The 19,024-nt window shown below is 72.0% G+C and carries 18 protein-coding genes and 1 pseudogene; 17 read left to right on the top strand and 2 right to left on the bottom strand.

The features are described from left to right. From dop to IEZ03_RS05705, 9 genes are all read left to right on the top strand, one after another. Positions 1-1,315 (top strand): depupylase/deamidase Dop (gene dop / locus IEZ03_RS05745; RefSeq protein ID WP_373293530.1); only part of this gene is annotated, 1,315 nt, incomplete at its 5' end. Between the two features lie 282 nt (positions 1,316-1,597). Beyond that, positions 1,598-1,807, top strand: coding sequence for a ubiquitin-like protein Pup (locus tag IEZ03_RS05740; protein ID WP_131987926.1), 210 nt, complete (start codon positions 1,598-1,600; stop codon positions 1,805-1,807). A 109-nt stretch (positions 1,808-1,916) separates the two neighbouring features. Further along, on the top strand, positions 1,917-3,032 hold the full coding sequence (locus IEZ03_RS05735; RefSeq protein ID WP_184884724.1) for an endonuclease VII domain-containing protein: 1,116 nt from the start codon (positions 1,917-1,919) through the stop codon (positions 3,030-3,032). 211 nt (positions 3,033-3,243) lie between these two features. Continuing rightward, on the top strand, positions 3,244-4,032 hold the full coding sequence (gene prcB / locus IEZ03_RS05730) for a proteasome subunit beta (RefSeq protein ID WP_184884722.1): 789 nt from the start codon (positions 3,244-3,246) through the stop codon (positions 4,030-4,032). A gap of 21 nt (positions 4,033-4,053) precedes the next feature. Beyond that, a complete protein-coding gene (prcA, locus tag IEZ03_RS05725) occupies positions 4,054-4,812 on the top strand; it encodes a proteasome subunit alpha (RefSeq protein ID WP_184890648.1) in 759 nt (252 codons plus the stop codon). A 181-nt stretch (positions 4,813-4,993) separates the two neighbouring features. Then, on the top strand, positions 4,994-6,352 hold the full coding sequence (gene pafA, locus IEZ03_RS05720) for a Pup--protein ligase (protein ID WP_131956632.1): 1,359 nt from the start codon (positions 4,994-4,996) through the stop codon (positions 6,350-6,352). Positions 6,353-6,483: 131 nt separating this feature from the next. Beyond that, positions 6,484-7,413 carry an FKBP-type peptidyl-prolyl cis-trans isomerase gene (locus tag IEZ03_RS05715; RefSeq protein ID WP_184884720.1) on the top strand — a complete coding sequence of 310 codons (930 nt, stop codon included), beginning with the start codon at positions 6,484-6,486 and terminating at the stop codon, positions 7,411-7,413. A gap of 56 nt (positions 7,414-7,469) precedes the next feature. After that, positions 7,470-8,135, top strand: coding sequence for a helix-turn-helix transcriptional regulator (locus IEZ03_RS05710; RefSeq protein WP_184884718.1), 666 nt, complete (start codon positions 7,470-7,472; stop codon positions 8,133-8,135). A 33-nt stretch (positions 8,136-8,168) separates the two neighbouring features. After that, on the top strand, positions 8,169-8,711 hold the full coding sequence (locus IEZ03_RS05705) for a DUF3291 domain-containing protein (RefSeq protein WP_184884717.1): 543 nt from the start codon (positions 8,169-8,171) through the stop codon (positions 8,709-8,711). Positions 8,712-8,714: 3 nt separating this feature from the next. On the opposite strand, the gene IEZ03_RS05700 is transcribed toward IEZ03_RS05705, so the two are convergent. Further along, positions 8,715-9,797: a DUF3866 family protein gene (locus IEZ03_RS05700; protein WP_184884715.1), complete on the bottom strand. Its 1,083-nt coding sequence runs from the start codon at positions 9,795-9,797 to the stop codon at positions 8,715-8,717. A gap of 148 nt (positions 9,798-9,945) precedes the next feature. Here IEZ03_RS05700 and IEZ03_RS38505 point away from each other — a divergent pair, with 148 nt between their 5' ends. The 6 genes from IEZ03_RS38505 to IEZ03_RS05670 all read left to right on the top strand — a co-directional run bounded on the left by IEZ03_RS38505 (position 9,946) and on the right by IEZ03_RS05670 (position 16,387). After that, complete coding sequence (locus IEZ03_RS38505; RefSeq protein WP_184884713.1) at positions 9,946-11,016, top strand: helix-turn-helix transcriptional regulator; 1,071 nt, start codon at positions 9,946-9,948, stop codon at positions 11,014-11,016. Continuing rightward, positions 11,013-12,050, top strand: coding sequence for a helix-turn-helix transcriptional regulator (locus IEZ03_RS05690; RefSeq protein WP_184884711.1), 1,038 nt, complete (start codon positions 11,013-11,015; stop codon positions 12,048-12,050). Before IEZ03_RS38505 ends, IEZ03_RS05690 begins: the two co-directional genes overlap by 4 nt. A 22-nt stretch (positions 12,051-12,072) precedes the next feature. Next, positions 12,073-12,294, top strand: a complete 222-nt coding sequence (locus tag IEZ03_RS05685) for a hypothetical protein (RefSeq protein ID WP_184884709.1) — start codon at positions 12,073-12,075, stop codon at positions 12,292-12,294. A 24-nt stretch (positions 12,295-12,318) separates the two neighbouring features. Next, complete coding sequence (tatA, locus tag IEZ03_RS05680; RefSeq protein ID WP_184884708.1) at positions 12,319-12,636, top strand: Sec-independent protein translocase subunit TatA; 318 nt, start codon at positions 12,319-12,321, stop codon at positions 12,634-12,636. 45 nt (positions 12,637-12,681) lie between these two features. Beyond that, on the top strand, positions 12,682-13,548 hold the full coding sequence (tatC, locus tag IEZ03_RS05675) for a twin-arginine translocase subunit TatC (RefSeq protein WP_229808040.1): 867 nt from the start codon (positions 12,682-12,684) through the stop codon (positions 13,546-13,548). 70 nt (positions 13,549-13,618) lie between these two features. Next, positions 13,619-16,387 (top strand): DEAD/DEAH box helicase, encoded by a 2,769-nt coding sequence (locus tag IEZ03_RS05670; protein WP_184884705.1) that lies wholly within the window; start codon positions 13,619-13,621, stop codon positions 16,385-16,387. Positions 16,388-16,421: 34 nt separating this feature from the next. Here the strand turns inward: IEZ03_RS05670 and IEZ03_RS05665 are convergent, their stop codons facing one another. Next, the gene (locus tag IEZ03_RS05665) at positions 16,422-17,312 is read right to left on the bottom strand and encodes an oxygenase MpaB family protein (RefSeq protein ID WP_184884703.1); all 891 of its coding nucleotides are present in this window, start codon (positions 17,310-17,312) and stop codon (positions 16,422-16,424) included. Positions 17,313-17,575: 263 nt separating this feature from the next. On the opposite strand from IEZ03_RS05665, the gene IEZ03_RS05660 reads away from it, so the two are divergent. After that, on the top strand, positions 17,576-18,556 hold the full coding sequence (locus IEZ03_RS05660; protein WP_184884701.1) for an ABC transporter ATP-binding protein: 981 nt from the start codon (positions 17,576-17,578) through the stop codon (positions 18,554-18,556). Further along, a pseudogene (locus IEZ03_RS37600) lies at positions 18,553-19,024 on the top strand (ABC transporter permease subunit); the annotation flags it as partial. The gene IEZ03_RS05660 and the pseudogene IEZ03_RS37600, both read left to right, overlap by 4 nt.

The following is a 19,024-nucleotide window of genomic DNA, read 5'->3' as shown; positions in this document are numbered from 1 at the left end:
GCCCCCCGACCCCACCCAGCTCACCGACGAGGACCTCGGCCTCGCCAACGTCATCCTCACCAACGGCGCGCGCCTCTACGTCGACCACGCCCACCCCGAGTACTCCGCCCCCGAATGCACCAACCCCCGCGACGCCGTCATCTGGGACAAGGCCGGAGAACGCGTCATGGCCGACGCCGCACAGCGCGCCGCCATGGTCCCCGGCACCCACCCCATCCAGCTCTACAAGAACAACACCGACAACAAGGGCGCCTCCTACGGCTGCCACGAGAACTACCTCATGCGCCGCGAGACCCCCTTCGCCGACATCGTCCGGCACCTCACCCCCTTCTTCGTCTCGCGCCAGGTCGTCGCGGGCGCCGGCCGCGTCGGCATCGGCGTCGACGGACGCGGCGACGGCTTCCAGATCAGCCAGCGCGCCGACTTCTTCGAGGTCGAGGTCGGCCTGGAGACCACCCTCAAGCGGCCCATCATCAACACCCGCGACGAACCCCACGCCGACCCCGAGAAGTACCGCCGCCTGCACGTCATCATCGGCGACGCGAACATGGCCGAGCTGTCCACCTACCTCAAGCTCGGCACCACCTCACTCGTCCTCGCCATGATCGAGGACGGCTTCCTCACCGTCGACCTCTCCGTCGACATGCCCGTCGCGGCACTCCGGGCCATCTCCCACGACCCGTCCTGCAAGCACCTCCTCACGCTCCGCGACGGACGCAAGATGACCGCCGTCCAGCTCCAGATGGAGTACCTCGAGCAGTCCCGCAAGTACGTCGAGGACCGCTTCGGCGCCGACGTGGACGAGATGACCAAGGACGTCCTCGACCGCTGGGAATCGGTCCTGCACCGCCTCGGCGAGGACCCCATGCAGCTCTCCCGCGAACTCGACTGGGTCGCCAAGCTCGCCCTCCTGGAGGGCTACCGCACCCGCGACAACATCGACTGGTCCCACCCGCGCCTGCAGCTCGTCGACCTGCAGTACAGCGACGTACGGCCCGACAAGGGCCTCTACAACCGCCTCGTGGCCCGCGACCGGATCGAACGCGTCGTCACCGAGGCCCAGGTCGAGGCCGCCGTCGAGGACCCGCCAGAGGACACCAGGGCCTACTTCCGGGGCCGCTGCCTGCGCCAGTACGCCGACTCCGTCGCGGCCGCCTCCTGGGACTCCGTCATCTTCGACGTCCCGGGCCGCGAGTCCCTGCAGCGCGTCCCCACCCTGGAGCCCCTGCGCGGCACCAAGCAGCACGTGGGGCCCCTCCTGGACCGCTGCCGCACGGCGGCCGACCTGGTGGCCACCCTGACCGGTCAGGGCTGACCCGGACCGCCGAGCCCGGACGACGCGCGTGTGTCGTCCGGGTTCTTGAACGTGGCCATTGGATAGTGTGACTATCGAGTCCTATCGCACCGCTGACCTGCACCGATGGGCGAGGTCTCGGTTTCGTGACTGCTATGCCCGTTTCAGTGGGCGGTGGACCGGCGATAACCCGAGCAAGTCCCCGGCCCCCCGGGCACGGCGGCGGCGAAACGGATTTCAAGATCCGCTAACCGCCGAAGATCGGGGATAGGGTCGGAAGGACCGGCAGAGCGGAGGTACGAGATGGCCACGAAGGACACCGGCGGTCAGAAGCAGACCACCCGGCGCACGGAAGAGGTCGAGGAGACCGAGGCCACGACCACCGAGGACGTGCAGGAGCGCCAGGAGGCGCTCACCGACGACGTGGACTCAATTCTGGACGAAATCGACGAAGTATTGGAAGAGAACGCAGAAGACTTCGTCCGTTCATATGTCCAAAAAGGTGGGGAATGATACGAAATGTCCGATTTAAGCGGACATTGAGTAGGCCCCATTGCTGGGCAATTCCCACATAGCATAAAGCGGCCGTAGATGCATGGGCGGGACCGGTAAGGTCTCGCCCATGTATTCGAAACGATGTTCGGACTGCGGTGAAGTCAAGCCCGCCGCCGAGTTCTGGAAGCTCAAATCCTCCAAGGACGGCCTGGCGTACTACTGCAAGGCCTGCTTCGGTTTACGGAACGGCCGCTCATATCGGAAGAAGCAGGCGGCGCTGGGCAATGAGCCGCGGGCCTACCGCAGGCACTCGGACGTACCGGCGGGCATGAAGTACTGTCCGCGTTGCCGGGCGCAGAAACCGGTCGCCGAATTCGGAAAGAACCGCTCGAAGAAGTCCGGACTGACCGCCTATTGCCGCCCTTGTCACACGGAGACCGGTGTGGAGAACCGGCGGCGCAATCACGGGAGCGAGCGGAACTACCTTCTGAAGCTGCGCTACGGCGTCACCGAGGAAGAGGTCGAGCGGATGATCGCCGAGCAGGGCGGCATCTGCGTCATCTGCCTCCGGTCGGAGGCGAGGCACGTCGACCACGACCACATGACGGGGCTCGTCCGCCGCATCCTGTGCTTCAAGTGCAACGGCGGGCTCGGCCAGTTCGAAGACGACCCGGAGCGGCTGCGGCTCGCGGCGGAGTACCTGGAGCTGGGCGGCTCGCACGCGCGGAGGCTGGAGCTCGAAACCGGCGCCAGGGTGTTCGGCGGTCCGCAGCGGGTGCGTTCGGACCCTGACTGGCGGAAGAGAGCGGACTCGCTCGCGTCCGCGAGGCACTACCACCTCCGGCAGAAGTACGGGATCAACGATGAGGACGCCGGCTGGATGCTGAATATGCAGGTCGGCCTCTGCGCCGTCTGCTTCGACTTCCCGGCGAAGCATGTCGACCACGACCATGACAGCGGTGCCGTGAGGGGTATCGCGTGCCATGGGTGCAACACCGGCATGGGGCAGCTCTGCGACGACCCGGTCGTTCTCCGCCGTGCAGCGGACTACCTGACGGGCGGCCTGGTCATGTCCGTCCCGGCTCCTGGGGGCGGGACGCGCTTGTCGTTCACCGTTCCGGACGTGGATCCGGCGGAGGTGCCTCACGGTGGCTGGGCGGCGTACTGGGAGGCGGACGGGCGGCACCGCAAGGCGAATCCGCACGTTGGGATGGTGCGCACGGGGCCCGTCTGGGTGGAGTGAGCGCGGGGAACGCGTTGCGCGGTTCGCCGTGGGCTGACTCGGCCGGGGATCATGCGGCATGCGCGCGGGCGACCTTGAACAGTAGGGTCGTACTCGTCCGCGCCGGTGGAGGTCGTGAGGGAGCCGGCGCCATGGTGGAGGGGAAGGGAGTCGCGTGGCGTCCCACGAATCGCATACCGGGCGTCTGCCGGGGTTGTTCGCTAACCCGGATATGTCGTCGTTCACGGAGTTTCTCGGGGCGTACTCGCCGAGGTCGCTGCCGGGTGGGCGGACGCCGCCGGCGTCGCGGGCGGGGGACGACATCCCGCACGGGACGACGATCGTCGCGGTGACCTTCCCCGGCGGTGTGGTGATGGCGGGTGACCGGCGGGCGACGGCGGGGCACGTGATCGCGCAGCGGGACATCGAGAAGGTGTTCCGGGCGGACGAGTTCTCGGCGATCGCGATCGCGGGCACGGCCGGCATCGGCATCGAGATGGTGCGGTTGTTCCAGGTGGAGTTGGAGCACTACGAGAAGCGCGAGGGCCGGACGCTGTCGGTGGAGGGCAAGGCGAACCGGCTGGCGACGATGGTGCGGCAGAACCTGGCGATGGCGATGCAGGGGCTGGCGGTGGTGCCGCTGTTCGCGGGCTATGACGAGGAGCGGGACGAGGGGCGGATCTTCTCGTACGACCCGGCGGGGGGCCGGTACGAGGAGCGGGACTTCCACTCGGTGGGCTCGGGGTCGGTGTTCGCGCGGGGTGCGCTGAAGAAGCTGTACCGGCCGGATCTGTCGGCGGAGGACGCGGGGCTGGTGTGCGTCCAGGCGCTGTACGACGCGGCGGACGACGATTCGGCGACCGGCGGGCCCGATCTGACGCGCCGGATCTTCCCCGTGGTGGCGTCGGTGACGTCGGACGGGTATCGCCGGCTGGGCGAGGACGAGGTGGGCGCGCTGGCGCAGGCCGTCGTCGATGGACGTTACGACTCGCCGGGCGGTCCGACCGCCCCGCTGCGATAGAAGGGATCCAGACCGGTGTCCATGCCGTTCTATGTGTCGCCCGAACAGCAGATGAAGGACAAGGCGGATTACGCGCGGAAGGGTATTTCGCGTGGCCGCAGTGTCGTGGTGCTGCAGTACGACGACGGCATCCTGTTCGTGGCGGACAATCCGTCGCGGGCGCTGCACAAGATCAGTGAGATTTACGACCGGATCGCGTTCGCGGCGGTGGGGAAGTACAACGAGTTCGAGAATCTGCGGCTCGGGGGGGTCCGGTACGCGGACATCAACGGGTACCAGTACGACCGCCGGGATGTGACGGCGCGGGGGCTGGCGAACGTGTACGCGCAGTCGCTGGGGACGATCTTCACGGAGACGAACAAGCCGTACGAGGTGGAGCTGGTCGTCGCGGAGGTGGGCGATGACGCGGAGACGGACCAGATCTACCGGTTGACGTTCGACGGTTCGGTGGCGGACGAGCACGGCTATGTGGCGATGGGCGGTCAGGCCGATGCGGTGGCGCAGTCGCTGAAGGACGGTTACCGGGAGGGTTCGTCGCTGTCGGACGCGTTGCGGACGGCGGTGCGTGCGCTGGAGGCGCAGGATTCGGACCGGCATCTGGAGGCGACGTCGCTGGAGGTGGCGGTGCTGGACCGCAATCGTGAGCATCGGCTGTTCAAGCGGCTGGCGGCGGCGCGGATCGGTGAGCTGCTGGCGGAGAGCGAGGGCGGCGAGCCGGGTGCGGCCGGCTCGGGCGCGGGTTCGGATGCGGGTTCGGACGCCGGGGGCGGTGAGGACTGAGTTTCCTCGTCCGGTGGCGCCGCCTCGGCGGTGCGCCGGGCCGGGGATGGGCCCGTCGTGGTGGGTGGTGGTCGCCGCCTTGCCGTGGCGGGCCTGTCGCGTGTGCGGCGGGGGCCGGTGCCGGGGGAACCGGTGGGCGCAGACACTGCCAAGTCGGGGCCGGGCCGCATAGGGTCAGGGTGTGGACAGGCGCATCTTCGGGCTTGAGAACGAGTACGGCGTCACCTGTACCTTCCGGGGTCAGCGGCGGTTGTCACCGGACGAGGTGGCGCGCTATCTGTTCCGGAGGGTGGTGTCGTGGGGTCGTAGCAGCAACGTGTTCCTGCGGAATGGGGCACGGCTCTACCTGGACGTGGGGAGTCATCCGGAGTACGCGACGCCGGAGTGCGACTCCGTCGTCGATCTGGTGACGCATGACAAGGCCGGTGAGCGGATTCTCGAGGGTCTGCTGGTCGATGCCGAGCGGCGGTTGCGCGAGGAGGGCATCGCCGGCGACATCTATCTGTTCAAGAACAACACGGATTCGGCGGGGAACTCCTACGGCTGCCATGAGAATTACCTGGTGGGCCGGCACGGGGAGTTCGGGCGGCTGGCGGATGTGCTGATTCCGTACCTGGTGACGCGGCAGATCATCAGCGGTGCGGGGAAGGTGCTGCAGACGCCGCGCGGGGCGGTGTACTGCGTGTCGCAGCGGGCGGAGCACATCTGGGAGGGTGTGTCGTCGGCGACGACGCGGTCGCGTCCGATCATCAATACGCGGGACGAGCCGCACGCGGACGCGGAGCGGTTCCGGCGGCTGCATGTGATCGTCGGTGACTCGAACATGAGTGAGACGACGATGCTGCTGAAGGTCGGTGCGACCGATCTGGTGCTGCGGATGATCGAGGCCGGCGTGGTGATGCGCGATCTGACGCTGGAGAATCCGATCCGGGCGATCCGCGAGGTCAGTCATGACATGACGGGCCGGCGGAAGGTGCGGCTGGCGAACGGCCGGGAGGCGAGTTCGCTGGAGATCCAGCAGGAGTACTTCGGGAAGGCGCGCGATTTCGTGGACGCGCGCGGCGGGGACGCGACGGCGAAGCGGGTGCTGGAGCTGTGGGAGCGGACGCTGCGGGCGGTGGAGACGGGTGATCTGGACCTGGTCGAGCGGGAGATCGACTGGGTGACGAAGTACAAGCTGATCGAGCGGTATCGGCGGAAGTACGATCTGCCGCTGTCGTCGCCGCGTGTGGCGCAGCTGGATCTGACGTATCACGATGTGCATCGTGAGCGGGGTCTGTACTACCTGCTGGAGAAGCGGGGGGCGGTGGACCGGGTCACGCGGGATCTGGACATCTTCGAGGCGAAGTCGGTGCCGCCGCAGACGACGCGGGCGCGGCTGCGGGGTGAGTTCATCCGGAAGGCGCAGGAGAAGCGGCGTGATTTCACGGTGGACTGGGTTCATCTGAAGTTGAACGATCAGGCGCAGCGGACGGTGCTGTGCAAGGATCCGTTCCGGTCGGTGGACGAGCGGGTGGACAAGCTGATCGCGGGGATGTGAGGCGGGCGGCCGGCTGCTGCGGAGGGGCCGGTTCTGGTCCGGTCGTGTTGTGCGACCTGGCCCTACCGGCGGGTTACTTGGGCGGTAGGGTGAGCGCGCAGTAGCGCTCACCCCCCGCGGAGGACCCCCGTATGCGTCGTGTCCGGTTGCTGCCCCTGGTCGTCGTGCTCGCCGCGCCGTTGGCCCTGTCGGGGTGCTGGGGCGGCGGGGGTCTGGACGTCACGGTGCGGGGCGATTTCGGGAAGCTGCCCGAGGTGGAGTTCCCGAAGGGCGGCCCGGGGGAGTCGCTGGCGGTGGAGACGCTGAAGGAGGGCGAGGGGTCGGCGGCCCGCAAGGGCGATCTGGTGGTGGCCGACTATGTCGGCTACCGGTGGAGTGACTCCGGGCGGAAGCTGCTGGCGAGCAGTTATTCGAAGGGGACTCCCGGGGCGTTCCCGACGGGGCAGCTGGTGCCGGGGTTGACGAAGGCGCTGGAGGGAGCGCGTCCGGGGTCGCGTGTGGTGGCGCGGATCCCGCCGAAGGAGGGCTTCGGGGAGAAGGGCGATCCGAAGCACCAGGTGGGCGGGGACGACACGCTGGTGTACGTGCTGGACGTGCGGGCGGTGTACGCGAAGGCGGCGGGGCCGCGCGGGGAGCGGGCGGCGCCGCTGGACGAGCCGGGGCTGCCGAAGGTGGCGGAGGCGGCGGCGGGGCAGGTGCCGCGGGTGACGGTGCCGGGTGCGGCGGCGCCGGGGAGGCTGCAGGTGCGGACGCTGGTGCGGGGCGGTGGCCCGGCGGTGCGGAAGGGCCAGCTGCTGGCGCTGCAGTACGCGGGGTATTTCTGGCGGGACGGGAAGGCGTTCAACTCGTCGTGGTCGGAGGGGCATCCGGCGGCGGTGGCGATCGGGACCGGCCAGGTGATGAAGGGCTGGGACCAGGGCCTGGTGGGGCAGCGGGTGGGGAGCCGCGTGCTGCTGGTGGTGCCTCCGTCGCTGGGGTACGGGAAGAAGGGCCTGGCGCAGTTCGGGATCAAGGGGAGCGACACGCTGGTGTTCGTGGTGGACCTCCTGGGCGCGCACTGACGGCGGTCCGGTCCCGTCGTTCTAAGTCGTACCCTCGTTGTTCTTAGAATGGCGGGGTGGAGGACATCGACGTGATCGCGCTGCTGCAGGATCCGGTGCGGCGGCGGCTGTACGAGTTCGTGGCGGCGCAGGGCCGTGAGGTGGGGCGCAACGAGGCGGCGGAGGCGGCGGGGGTCGCGCGGACGCTGGCGGCGTTCCATCTGGACCGGCTGGTGGCCGGGGGGCTGCTGGAGGCGGGCAGCAGGCGGCTGACGGGGCGTTCGGGGCCGGGTGCGGGGCGTCCGGCGAAGGTGTACCGGCGGTCGCCGGGGGAGCGGGGCGTGTCGGTCCCGGCGCGCGACTACCGGACGGCGGCGGGGCTGCTGGCGGAGGCCGCGGAGGCGGCGGGCCTGGACGTGGAGGTGCGGGACGCGGCGCGGCGGCGCGGGCGGGCCCTGGGCGGGGAGGGGCCGTGCGGGGGCCTGGACGAGCTGGCGGAGGTGCTGGCGGCGCGCGGTTACGAGCCGGTGCCGGACGAGGGCGGTGCGGTGCTGCGCATGCGGAACTGCCCGTTCGGCGCGGTCGCCGACGCGTTCCCGCCGCTGGTGTGCGGGATGAACCTGGCGCTGCTGGAGGGGCTGGTGGAGGGGTCTTCCGGGGTGCGGGTGCGGATGGACGCGCGGCCGGGCTGGTGCTGTGTGGCGGCGGAAGCGGTCGGACCTTCTAAAAACAACGAACATTGACATAGAAACCGCGGCCGTGGTGGAGTGGGGCGCATGAGCGATCACACCCCCGCCTCCGCGCGCCCCGCCTCCACCCGGTTCCACCTCGCGCAGTTCAACGTCGCCACGCTCCGCTTCCCGCTCGGCGATCCGCGGATGGCGGAGTTCGTCGCGCAGCTGGAGCCGGTCAACGCGCTCGCCGACGCCGCCCCCGGGTTCGTGTGGCGGCTGACGGAGGAGGGGGAGCCCGACGCCACCGGGATGCGCCCCGCCGGCGACGACGTGATCATCAACTACTCGGTGTGGGAGTCGGCCGAGGCGCTGTGGGACTTCGTGTACCGCAGCCCGCACCTGGAGACGATGCGGCGCCGCCGGGAGTGGTTCGGGCGGCACGCGGACGCGCATCTCGTCCTGTGGTGGGTGCCCGCGGGCCGGACACCGACGGTCGGGGAGGCGCTGGAGCGGCTCGCCCTGCTGCGGGACCGGGGCCCCTCGCCGCGGGCGTTCACGTTCGCCTCGTCCTACACCGCCGAGGAGGCGGCCGCGGCCGGAGCCGCCGGAGCCGGCGCCGCCGGTGCCGGGGCGGCCTCCGTCTGACGGTCAGGCGAGGAGGGCGGCGGTGTGCCGGCCCGCGGCGGCGGCGGTGAGGAAGTAGGGCAGGTCCTCGTCGAGGCGGCGGCCCATGGTGGACAGGCGGACGCCCCAGTCCTTCTCCGCGGTCCTGAGGGTCTCGTGGAGGCCGTCGACGGGCACGGGGACGAGGCGGTGCCGCTCGCCGAGGGGGGCGGCCTCCGCGGCGACGCGGGCGCCGAAGGGGCCGCCGAGCTCGGGGACGGGGACGTCGGCGGGGGCGAGGGCGACGCGCCCGTAGGCGGTGAGGGAGTGGTGGGAGACGCCGATGTGGCGCTCGCGCCGGTCGCCCTCGCTGACGCGCAGCGATCCGACCGGGCGGCCGCCGAGGACGGAGGCGGCGTTGACGGCCTCGCCCGCCGCGACGCCGGAGAAGCCCCACCGGGTGCCGGTGCCGAGGTTGCCGGGGCCCTGGGCGAGGACGGCGGCGTCGGCGCGCAGGATGAGCCGCGCGGCGAGGAGGCCGGTGTGGACGGTGACGGCTTCGAGGTCGCCGCCGAACGCCTGCCCGGCGGTGACGGTGGCGGCGAGGGCGCCGGCGTCCTTGAGGCGGGCGATGGACATGGAGAACCAGGCGGGCAGCGCCCCGCCGTCCGGCATGACGTAGACGATCCGCGCGGCGGGCCGCTCGGCGCGGAGGGCGGCGAGGATCGGGGGGAGCGCGGAGTGCAGGTCGGCGACGACGACGGGCATGCCGTCGAGGGAGTCGGCGTCGCGGAGGACGCGGTGGTGGGGGGAGTCCTGCTCGTCGGCGCCGAGGACGGTGGCCTGCAGGGGCGTGTAGCGGGCCTTGACGAGGTGGCCGGGGCCGCTCGGGTCGGGCGGGAGCCGGTCGGGGACGGCGACGACCATGGCGTAGCCGCCGGTGCCGAGGCCCATCGCCAAGGCCGTAGTGTTGAGCAGGACGGTATCGCCCGGTTCGGGGCGTCCGACGAGTTCGGGGTAGGCCAGGGCGCGGTGCGTTCCGTCGTCCCCGATCGAGACGGTCAGCTCGACCGCCCCGGGCCATTCGCGGCGGATGTCCTCAACTGTGCCTTTGCGCCATCGGATCACACCGGGAAACGGTAGCGTCCTCAACGGCGGGGCGCGGCGGTTGACCGGCGAAGGACCGGCGGTCGACCGGCGGAAGGGGCGCCGCGGAGACGGCGAGGGCCCGGCGGACACGTGTCCGGGGCGGTGGAAGCGAGAGGGTGGTGGCGAAGTGTCGCGGCGCAAGACCGAGCGCCTGCTCAATCTGGTGGTCTGCCTGCTCGCCACCCGGCGCTATCTGACGGCCGAGCAGATCCGCCGCGCGGTGCCCGGCTATCCGGAGTCCGACGAGGCGTTCAAGCGGATGTTCGAGCGGGACAAGGAGGAGCTGCGCGAGCTGGGCGTGCCGCTTGAGGTGGGCAGCGACCAGCTGGGCGGCGGCGGCGAGGAGATCGGGTACCGGATCCCGCCGCAGGACTACGAGCTGCCCGACATCCATCTGACGCCGGACGAGGCTGCGGTGCTGGGCCTGGCGGCGCGGGTGTGGCAGCGGGCGAGCATGGCGGAGGCGGCGTCGGGGGCGCTGCTGAAGCTGCGGGCGGCCGGGGTGGAGACCGACGCGCCGGCGGCGGTGGGCATCGAGCCGCGCGTCAACACCCAGGACCCGGCGTTCCCGGCGCTGTGGGAGGCGGTGCGGGACGGGCGGCCGGTCGCGTTCGACTACCGGGGGATCGGGCGGACGTCGGTGGCGCGGCGGCACCTGGAGCCGTGGGGCGTGGTGAGCCGCCGGGGCCGCTGGTACGTGGTGGGGTTCGACCGGGACCGCGGCGAGCAGCGGGTGTTCCGGCTGAGCCGCATCGCCGGCGAGGTGTCCGCGGACGGCCCGGCGGGGTCGGTGACGGTGCCCGACGGGGTGGACGTGCGGCGCATCGCGTTCGACTGGGGCGACCCGGTGAGCGAGCCGCGGCCGGCGGCGGTGCTGCTGCGGGCCGGGGCGGCGCAGGGGCCGCGGCGGTGGGCCAGGGACGTGCGTCCCGCGCAGGACGGGCCCGCCGACGGGGAGTGGGACGAGGCGACGCTGACGTTCCGGGACGCGGACCGGTTCGCGCCGTACCTGGCGCGGTTCGCCGACGACGTCGTGGTGCTCGATCCGCCGGACCTGCGGGAGGCGGTGATCCAGCACCTGAAGTCGGTGCTGGCGTGCGGGCACGGCCCGGCCGAGCCGGAGGGTCCGGCCGAGCCGGAGGGCCCGGCGGAGCAGGGCAGGCGGACGGGGCCGGAGGGGACGGTGCAGGGGCGATGACGGCGCGGACTCCGGCGAAGACCCCCGGGGGCGCGGCGAAGGCGCCGGCCCGGGGGCAGGCGACGACGTCGACGGACCGGCTGGGGCGGCTGCTGGCGCTGGTCCCGTACGTGGTGAACCGCGACTCGGTGCTGCTCGGGGAGGCCGCCGCGGCGTTCGGGGTGACCGAGAAGCAGCTGATCGACGACCTGAACCTGCTGTGGTGCGTGGAGCTGCGGGCCCCGGACCCGTACTGCCCGATCGACCTGTCCTACGAGGGCGGGGAGATCACGGTGGCGGAGGCCGAGTCGATCGCGCGGCCGCTGCGGCTGAAGGTGGACGAGGCGGCGGCGCTGCTGGTGGCGCTGCGGATGCTGGCGGGCATCCCGGGGCTGGACGACCGGGACGCGCTCAGCCGGCTGATCGCCAAGCTGGAGACCGCGGCGGGCGCGGCGGCGTCGGTGGCGGGGCAGGTGGCGGTGGAGGTCGACGCCCGCGGCGGTTCGGCCGACTCCGGCGGCGTGGTCCTCGGGCGGCTGCGGGACGCGATCGCGGGCGGCCGCCGGGTTCACCTGACGTACTACGTCCCGGCGCGGGACGAGAACACCGAGCGCGACGTCGACCCGATGCGGCTGCTGGTGGTGGAGGGCAACACCTACCTGGAGGGGTGGTGCCGGCGGGCGGAGGCGGTGCGGCTGTTCAAGCTGGACCGGATCGTGGGCCTGGAGGTGCTGGACGTGGCGGCGCGGGTGCCGGACGACGCCGAGCCGATCGACGTCGACGCGGGCCTGTTCCGGCCGTCGCCGCAGGACGAGGCGGTGACGCTGGAGCTGACGCCGCGGGGCCGGTGGGTCGCCGACTACTACCCGTGCGAGAGCGTCGAGGAGCTGGGGGAGGGGCGGCAGCGGGTGGTGCTGCGCACGCCCGACAGCCGCTGGATCCGGGGGCTGGCGCTGCGGCTCGGCGACCAGGGGCGCGTGGTGGCGCCCGAGCCGCTGGCCTCGGGGATCCGCGAGGACGCGGCGCGGGCCCTGGCCCGCTACGGCATGGCCTGAGCGGATCGGCTACCGTGGCCGGGTGGCGTGGGTTGCGGTGTCGGTGTCGCTGGGTTTCGTGGGCCTGGCCGTCCTCGCCTGGTGCGCGTTCAAGGTGTGGCTGGGCGTGCGGCGCTTCGGCCGTGAGCTGGAGCGGACCAGGCGGCGGCTGGAGCACGAACACTCGGCGCTGCGCGACGAAGTCTCGCGGATGGAGAGAACGCGGGCCCCACAACCGCCCGAGGACGGCGTACGATCTACCTGAGCACCCCTGCTGAGAAGGAATGTCATGGCTGGACTTGGCACGACCGAGATTCTGATCATCCTTGCCGTCGTCTTGCTGCTGTTCGGATCGGCGAAGCTCCCCACGCTCGCGCGTTCGCTCGGTAAGTCGGCCCGGATCCTGAAGGCCGAGACGAAGGGCCTGCACGACGACGATGACGGCGACGAGGACAGCAGGTCCGCCAAGGCCGCCCCGGCCGCGCAGAACCCCCCGGCGCGCGAGCACGGCGACGGCTCCCAGCAGGCGCGCGGCGCGCTCGGCTCCGGTGAGCCGATCCAGGGCGTCCCGGTGTCGGACCCGGGCCGTGTGCGCGACGGCGGCTGACCGCCGCCCCGCGACGACCACCGACCCCCGAGCCTGAATGCGACGATGAAGAGGCTGAACAGGCGCGACACCGCCGCCCCCGATGGCCGCATGCCGCTGATGGCGCACCTCCGCGAGCTGCGCAACCGGCTGATCAAGGCGATCCTCGGCCTCGTGGTCGGCGCCGTCATCGGCTGGATCCTGTTCGAGCCGATCTGGGACTTCCTGAAGCAGCCGTACACGCAGATCCCGCCCGAGCACTGCCTGGAGGGCAAGTGCGACCTGGTGGTGCACGGGATCTTCGACGGGTTCTTCGTCCGGCTGAAGGTCTCGCTGATGATCGGCGCGGTGCTGTCGTCACCGGTGTGGCTGTACCAGCTCTGGGCGTTCATCGCGCCCGGGCTGTACAACAAGGAGCGGCGCTACACCTACGTGTTCATGACGGCCGCGGTGCCGCTGTTCTTCCTCGGCGCCGCGCTGGCGTACGTGACGATGGACAAGGGCCTGCAGATCTTCATCGGGCTCGCGCCGGGCGACACGACGGTCCTGGTCGGCGTCCAGGACTACCTCGGCTACGCCCAGGCGATGCTGTTCATCTTCGGGCTGACGTTCGAGCTGCCGCTGTTCGTCGTCATGCTCAACCTCGTCGGGGTGCTGTCCCACGAGCGGATCCGCAAGTCGCGGCGGCTGCTGGTGTTCGGGGTGTTCGTGTTCGCCGCGGTCGCCACCCCCAGCCAGGACCCGGTCACCATGCTGGCGCTGGCGCTGCCGACGATCGTGCTGTTCGAGTTCGCCGAGCTGTTCGCGTACTTCCACGACCGCCGCAGGGTCCGCCCGGGCGACGAGTACGCCGGCCTGTCCGACGACGAGGCCTCCCCGCTGGACCTGGAGGCGATCGACGCCGAACTGGAGAAGGGCGGCCGCACCGGCTGACGCGCCGGCGGACACGGCGGCCGGTCAATCGATTGGGAATCGGGCCTGTCGAAACCGTAGGCTCGAAGGCATGACCTCCCCCGATACGACGCCGGCCGGGCAGAGCCCGGCGGAGCGGTACGCCTCCTACCGCGAGCGCACCGCGGGCAGCGGCCCGGCCCTGCTGGACTTCCGCACCCTGTACGACTTCGACCTGGACCCGTTCCAGATCGAGGCGTGCAAGGCGCTGGAGGGCGGCAGCGGCGTGCTGGTGGCCGCGCCCACCGGCTCCGGCAAGACGGTGGTGGGGGAGTTCGCCGTCCACCTCGCCCTCACCGGCGGCACCAAGTGCTTCTACACCACGCCGATCAAGGCGCTGTCGAACCAGAAGTACGCCGATCTCGTCCGCCGCTACGGGCCCGAGAAGGTCGGGCTGCTCACCGGCGACAACAGCGTCAACGGCGAGGCCCCGATCGTGGTGATGACGACCGAGGTCCTGCGCAACATGCTGTACGCGGGGTCGCACACCCTCGGCGGGCTGGCGTTCGTGGTGATGGACGAGGTCCACTACCTCGCCGACCGGTTCCGCGGCGCCGTCTGGGAAGAAGTGATCATCCACGTCCCGGAGTCGGTGCGGATCGTCGCGCTGTCGGCGACCGTCAGCAACGCCGAGGAGTTCGGCGAGTGGCTGCAGGAGGTCCGCGGCGACACCGCGGTGATCGTGGACGAGCACCGCCCCGTCCCGCTGTTCCAGCACATGCTCGTCGGCACCCGCCTGTACGACCTGTTCGTCGACACCGGCAAGGGCAGGGACCGGCAGGCCCGGCTGAACCCGCAGCTGACCCGGATGGCGGTGGAGGAGGTCCGCCGCGCCAAGGTCAACCAGGGCCGCCGCACCGGCCGCCGCCGCGCGCCCCGCCCGCAGCGGTTCCGGCCCCCCGCGCGGGCGGACGTGATCGAGCGGCTGGACCGCGCCGGGCTGCTCCCGGCGATCACGTTCATCTTCAGCCGCGCCGGCTGCGACGCCGCGGTCATGCAGTGCCTGCACGCCGGGATCCGGCTCACCTCCCGGGAGGAGGCCGAGGAGATCCGCGCGCACGCCGAGCTGCGCACCGCCGACATCGCCGCCGAGGACCTGCGGATCCTCGGGTACGGCGACTTCCTCGCCGCCCTGGAGCGCGGCGTCGCCGCCCACCACGCCGGGATGCTGCCGACGTTCAAGGAGATCGTCGAGGAGCTGTTCACCCGCGGGGTGATCAAGGCGGTGTTCGCGACGGAGACGCTCGCGCTCGGCATCAACATGCCCGCCCGCACCGTCGTGATCGAGAAGCTCGACAAGTGGAACGGCGAGGCGCACGTCGACCTCACCCCCGGCGAGTACACGCAGCTGACCGGCCGCGCCGGGCGGCGCGGCATCGACGTGGAGGGCCACGCCGTCGTGGTGTGGGGCCCGAACGTCGAACCGGCGTCGGTCGCGGGCCTGGCGAGCACCCGGACCTACCCGCTGAACTCCAGCTTCCGGCCGTCGTACAACATGGCCGTCAACCTCGTCGGCGCCGTCGGCATCGAACGGGCCCGCACGCTGCTGGAGGAGTCGTTCGCGCAGTTCCAGGCCGACCGCGCCGTCGTCGGCCTCGCCCGGCAGGTCCACAAGAACGAGGAGGCCCTCGCCGGGTACGCGAAGGCCGCCGAGTGCCACCTGGGCGACTTCATGGAGTACGCGGCGATGCGGCGCCGCCTGTCGGACCGGGAGGCCGAGCTGTCGCGGGAGCGGGCCGGCGCCCGCCGCGCCGAGGCCGCCCGGTCGCTGGAGCACCTGCGGCCCGGCGACGTCATCGTCGTGCCGTCCGGGCGGCGCTCCGGCCTCGCCGTCGTCCTGGACCCCGGGGTGGGCCGCCGCTCCGACGGGCCCGCGCCGCTGGTGCTGACGGTGAACCGGTCGGTGCAGCGGCTGTCGATCCAGGACTTCCCCCGCGCCGTCGAACCCGTCGAGCGGCTGCGCATCCCCAAGTCGTTCAGCCCCCGCAACCCGCAGGACCGCCGCGACCTCGCGTCCACGCTGCGCAACAAGGTCCCCGACGACGTGCGGGCCCGCAAGCGGACCCGCGCCGACTCCGCGGCGGCCGAGGACGCCGAGGTCACCTCGCTGCGCGCCGAGCTGCGCCGCCACCCCGTGCACGGCTGCGACCGGCGCGAGGAGCACGCCCGGTGGGCCGAGCGGTACCACCGCCTGGACCGCGAGACCGAGCAGCTGCGGCGCCGCGTGGAGGGCCGCTCCCAGGTCATCGCGCGGACGTTCGACCGCGTGTGCGCCGTCCTGCAGCAGCTCGGCTACCTGGACGGCGACTCGGTCACCGAGGAGGGGCGCCGCCTCGGCCGCATCTACAACGAGCTGGACCTGCTCACCGCCGAGAGCCTCCGCGAGGGCCTCTGGGAGAAGCTCGGCCACGCCGAGCTGGCCGCGTGCGTGTCCGCGCTGGTGTACGAGTCGCGCCAGCCCGACGACGCCGCGCCGCCCCGCACCCCGGGGGGCGCCGCGCAGGACGCGCTGGCGGCGATGGTGCGGCTGTGGGGCGAGCTGGACGCCGTCGAACGCGACAACCGGGTCGCGTTCCTGCGCGAGCCCGACCTCGGGTTCGCGTGGACGGCGTACCGGTGGGCGAAGGGCGACGACCTCGACGCGGTCCTCCTCGAGAGCGACCTGACCGCGGGCGACTTCGTCCGCGCCGTCAAGCAGCTCCTGGACCTGCTCGGCCAGGTCGCCGACGCCGCCCCGCCCAACAGCCACATCCGCAGGACCGCCCGCCGCGCCATGGACGCCATGCGCCGCGGCGTCGTGGCGTACTCCTCGGTCGCCTGACCGGCGGCCTCCCCGCGGGCGCCGCGGCCCGCGGTCAGGCGCGGCGGCGGGCGCGGCGGGCCGACAGCGTGCGGTTCACGCGGAAGCTCGCCAACTTCACCAGCAGCGGCTGCGGCGGCCGGCGCAGCACCCCGGGCGTCAGGCGGTGCACGCGGGCGGCGGTGCCCAGCATCATCCCGGCGGCGCGGCGGCGGCGGTCGTTCCACGGCAGCCCGTACCGGTCGCGCAGCTCCTCGGGCAGCAGCGCCGCCGTGAGCAGCCGGAACACGGCCAGCCCGGGGGCCAGGGCGCGGAGCTTGCGGGGCCACAGCACCGCGTCGGCGACCTCGCGGGCGGTGTCGGTGACCTCCAGTTCCGCGAGCGTCCCGGCCATGTAGGCGCGGAACGCGGCGAGGTCCGGGGGCTGGGCGTCCAGGGGGCAGCCGAGGACCTCGGCGACGACGCGGGACTGGCGGTAGTACTCCGCGGCCAGGCCGGCCTCGCCGCCGCGGGGGCGCAGGACGTGCTCGTAGATGTGCAGCGCCGAGTCGATCAGGGTCGCGTTCACCCACAGCTGCAGGTCGGGGTCGTTGCCGGTGTAGCCGTCGCCGCGGACGGTGTTGTGGATGCCGCGGACCTTCGCGGCGATCCGCGCGACCTCCTCCGGCGTCCCGAACGTCACGATCAGCAGGAAGTCCAGGGTGCCGAACAGGCGGGCGAGGGGCCGGTCGGCGAAGTCGCTGTGCTCGGCCACGCCCAGCGCCACCCGCGGATGGGCCAGCTGCATCAGCAGGGCGCGGCCGGCGCCGAGGCCGATGAGCGGCTCGGCGGCGACCCGGCGCAGCACGTCCCGGTCGGCGAGCCGCTCGGCGAGCTGCTCCTCGGCGGGGATCTGCGGGGTGGCGGGCACGGGACCTCCCGTGGGGTCGGGGGCGGGCCCGGTCATCCTCGCCCACCTATTGGCAAACGGTCAATAACGTGCCGCGCGGGGTCCGCGTCCGAGGTCAGGGGGCCGCCGCGCAGGATCCCGCACGCTGGGCCCCGCGGAAATGGTTCTGCGGGCCCGGAGGCGGGAAGTGGTCTCCGCGGGCCATTTCTCCAAGCCCCGGTGGGGCGGGACTCCACCCTGAGGAGGAACCGCCCCCGGTGCCCGGGACGCTACGGTGATTCGATCGCACTGTACGTCGGCAATACATCCAGGATGTGTGCATGATCGAGGCGAAGAACCTCACAAAACGCTACGGCGACAAGGTCGCCGTAGATGACCTTTCCTTCACCGTCGTCCCCGGCCGGGTGACGGGCTTCCTCGGCCCCAACGGCGCCGGGAAGTCGACCACGATGCGGCTCCTGCTCGGCTTGGACAAACCGACCCGCGGCGACGCCCGCATCCACGGCGTCCACTACCGGGACCTCCCGTCGCCGCTGCGCACCGTCGGGGCGCTGCTGGAGGCCAAGGCCGTCCACACCGGCCGCAGCGCCTACAACCACCTGCTGGTGCTCGCCCAGACGCAGGGCATCGACCGCAAGCGCGTCGACGAGGTCGTCGAGCTCGTCGGGCTGACCGGTGTCGCCCGCAAGCGCGCCGGCGGCTTCTCCCTCGGCATGGGGCAGCGGCTCGGCATCGCCGCCGCGCTGCTGGGCGACCCGCAGGTGCTGATCCTGGACGAGCCCGTCAACGGCCTCGACCCGGAGGGCATCGTCTGGATCCGGACGCTCATGCAGCGGCTCGCGTCCGAGGGGCGCACGGTGTTCGTCTCCAGCCACCTCATGAACGAGATGGCCGTGACCGCCGAGCACCTCATCGTCATCGGCCGCGGCAGGCTCATCGCCGACTGCTCCACCGAGGAGTTCGTCGAGCGCAGCACCGAGAAGGCGGTGACCGTCCGCAGCCCCGACGCCGCGCGGCTGTCGGAGGTCCTCGCGGCCGAGGGCGCCAAGATCCGGCCCGACGGCGACGCGCTGCTCACCGTCATCGACATGGAGGCCCCCCGCGTCGGGGAGCTCGCGGCCGCCGAGGGACTCGTCCTGCACGAGCTGACCCCGACCCGCGGCTCGCTGGAGAGCGCCTTCATGGAGCTGACCCGCGACAGCGTCGAGTACGACGCGGCGGCCGCGCCCGCCGCGGCCCCCGCCGCGGCGCAGCCCGCCGTCCAGCCCGCCGGTCCCGCTGAGAAGGGGGAGGCCCGATGACCGCCGCCGCCACCGAGCACGCCGCGCAGCCCGCCGGCGGCCCCACCGCGCACAAGCGGCCGGGGTTCGCGCGGCTCCTGCTCGCCGAATGGACGAAGATACGCACGGTCCGCTCCACCATGTGGTCGCTGATCCTCTACGTCCTGCTCAGCCTCGGCTTCACCACCCTGCTCGTGAGCCTCATCTCCGCGTCGTGGGACGACGCGGCCGAGGGCGACCGCGCGGCGATCACCGGGGACCCGGTCAGCTTCATCCTCGGCAGCGGGTTCTTCGGCCAGCTGGTCGTCTGCGTCCTCGGCGTCCTGGTGATCTCGGCCGAGTACTCCACCGGCATGATCCGGGCCACGCTGCTCGCGGTGCCGCGGCGGCTGCCGATGCTGTGGGCCAAGGCCCTGGTGTTCACCGTGATCATCCTGGTCGCCGGCCTCGCGGTGTCGTTCGTGTCGTACTTCATCGGCATCGCGATCC

The organism is Actinomadura livida (assembly GCF_014648675.1).
Classification (GTDB): domain Bacteria; phylum Actinomycetota; class Actinomycetes; order Streptosporangiales; family Streptosporangiaceae; genus Spirillospora; species Spirillospora livida.
Note: the sequence above shows the minus strand (reverse complement) of the source record. Positions and strands in the feature narration are given on the sequence as shown.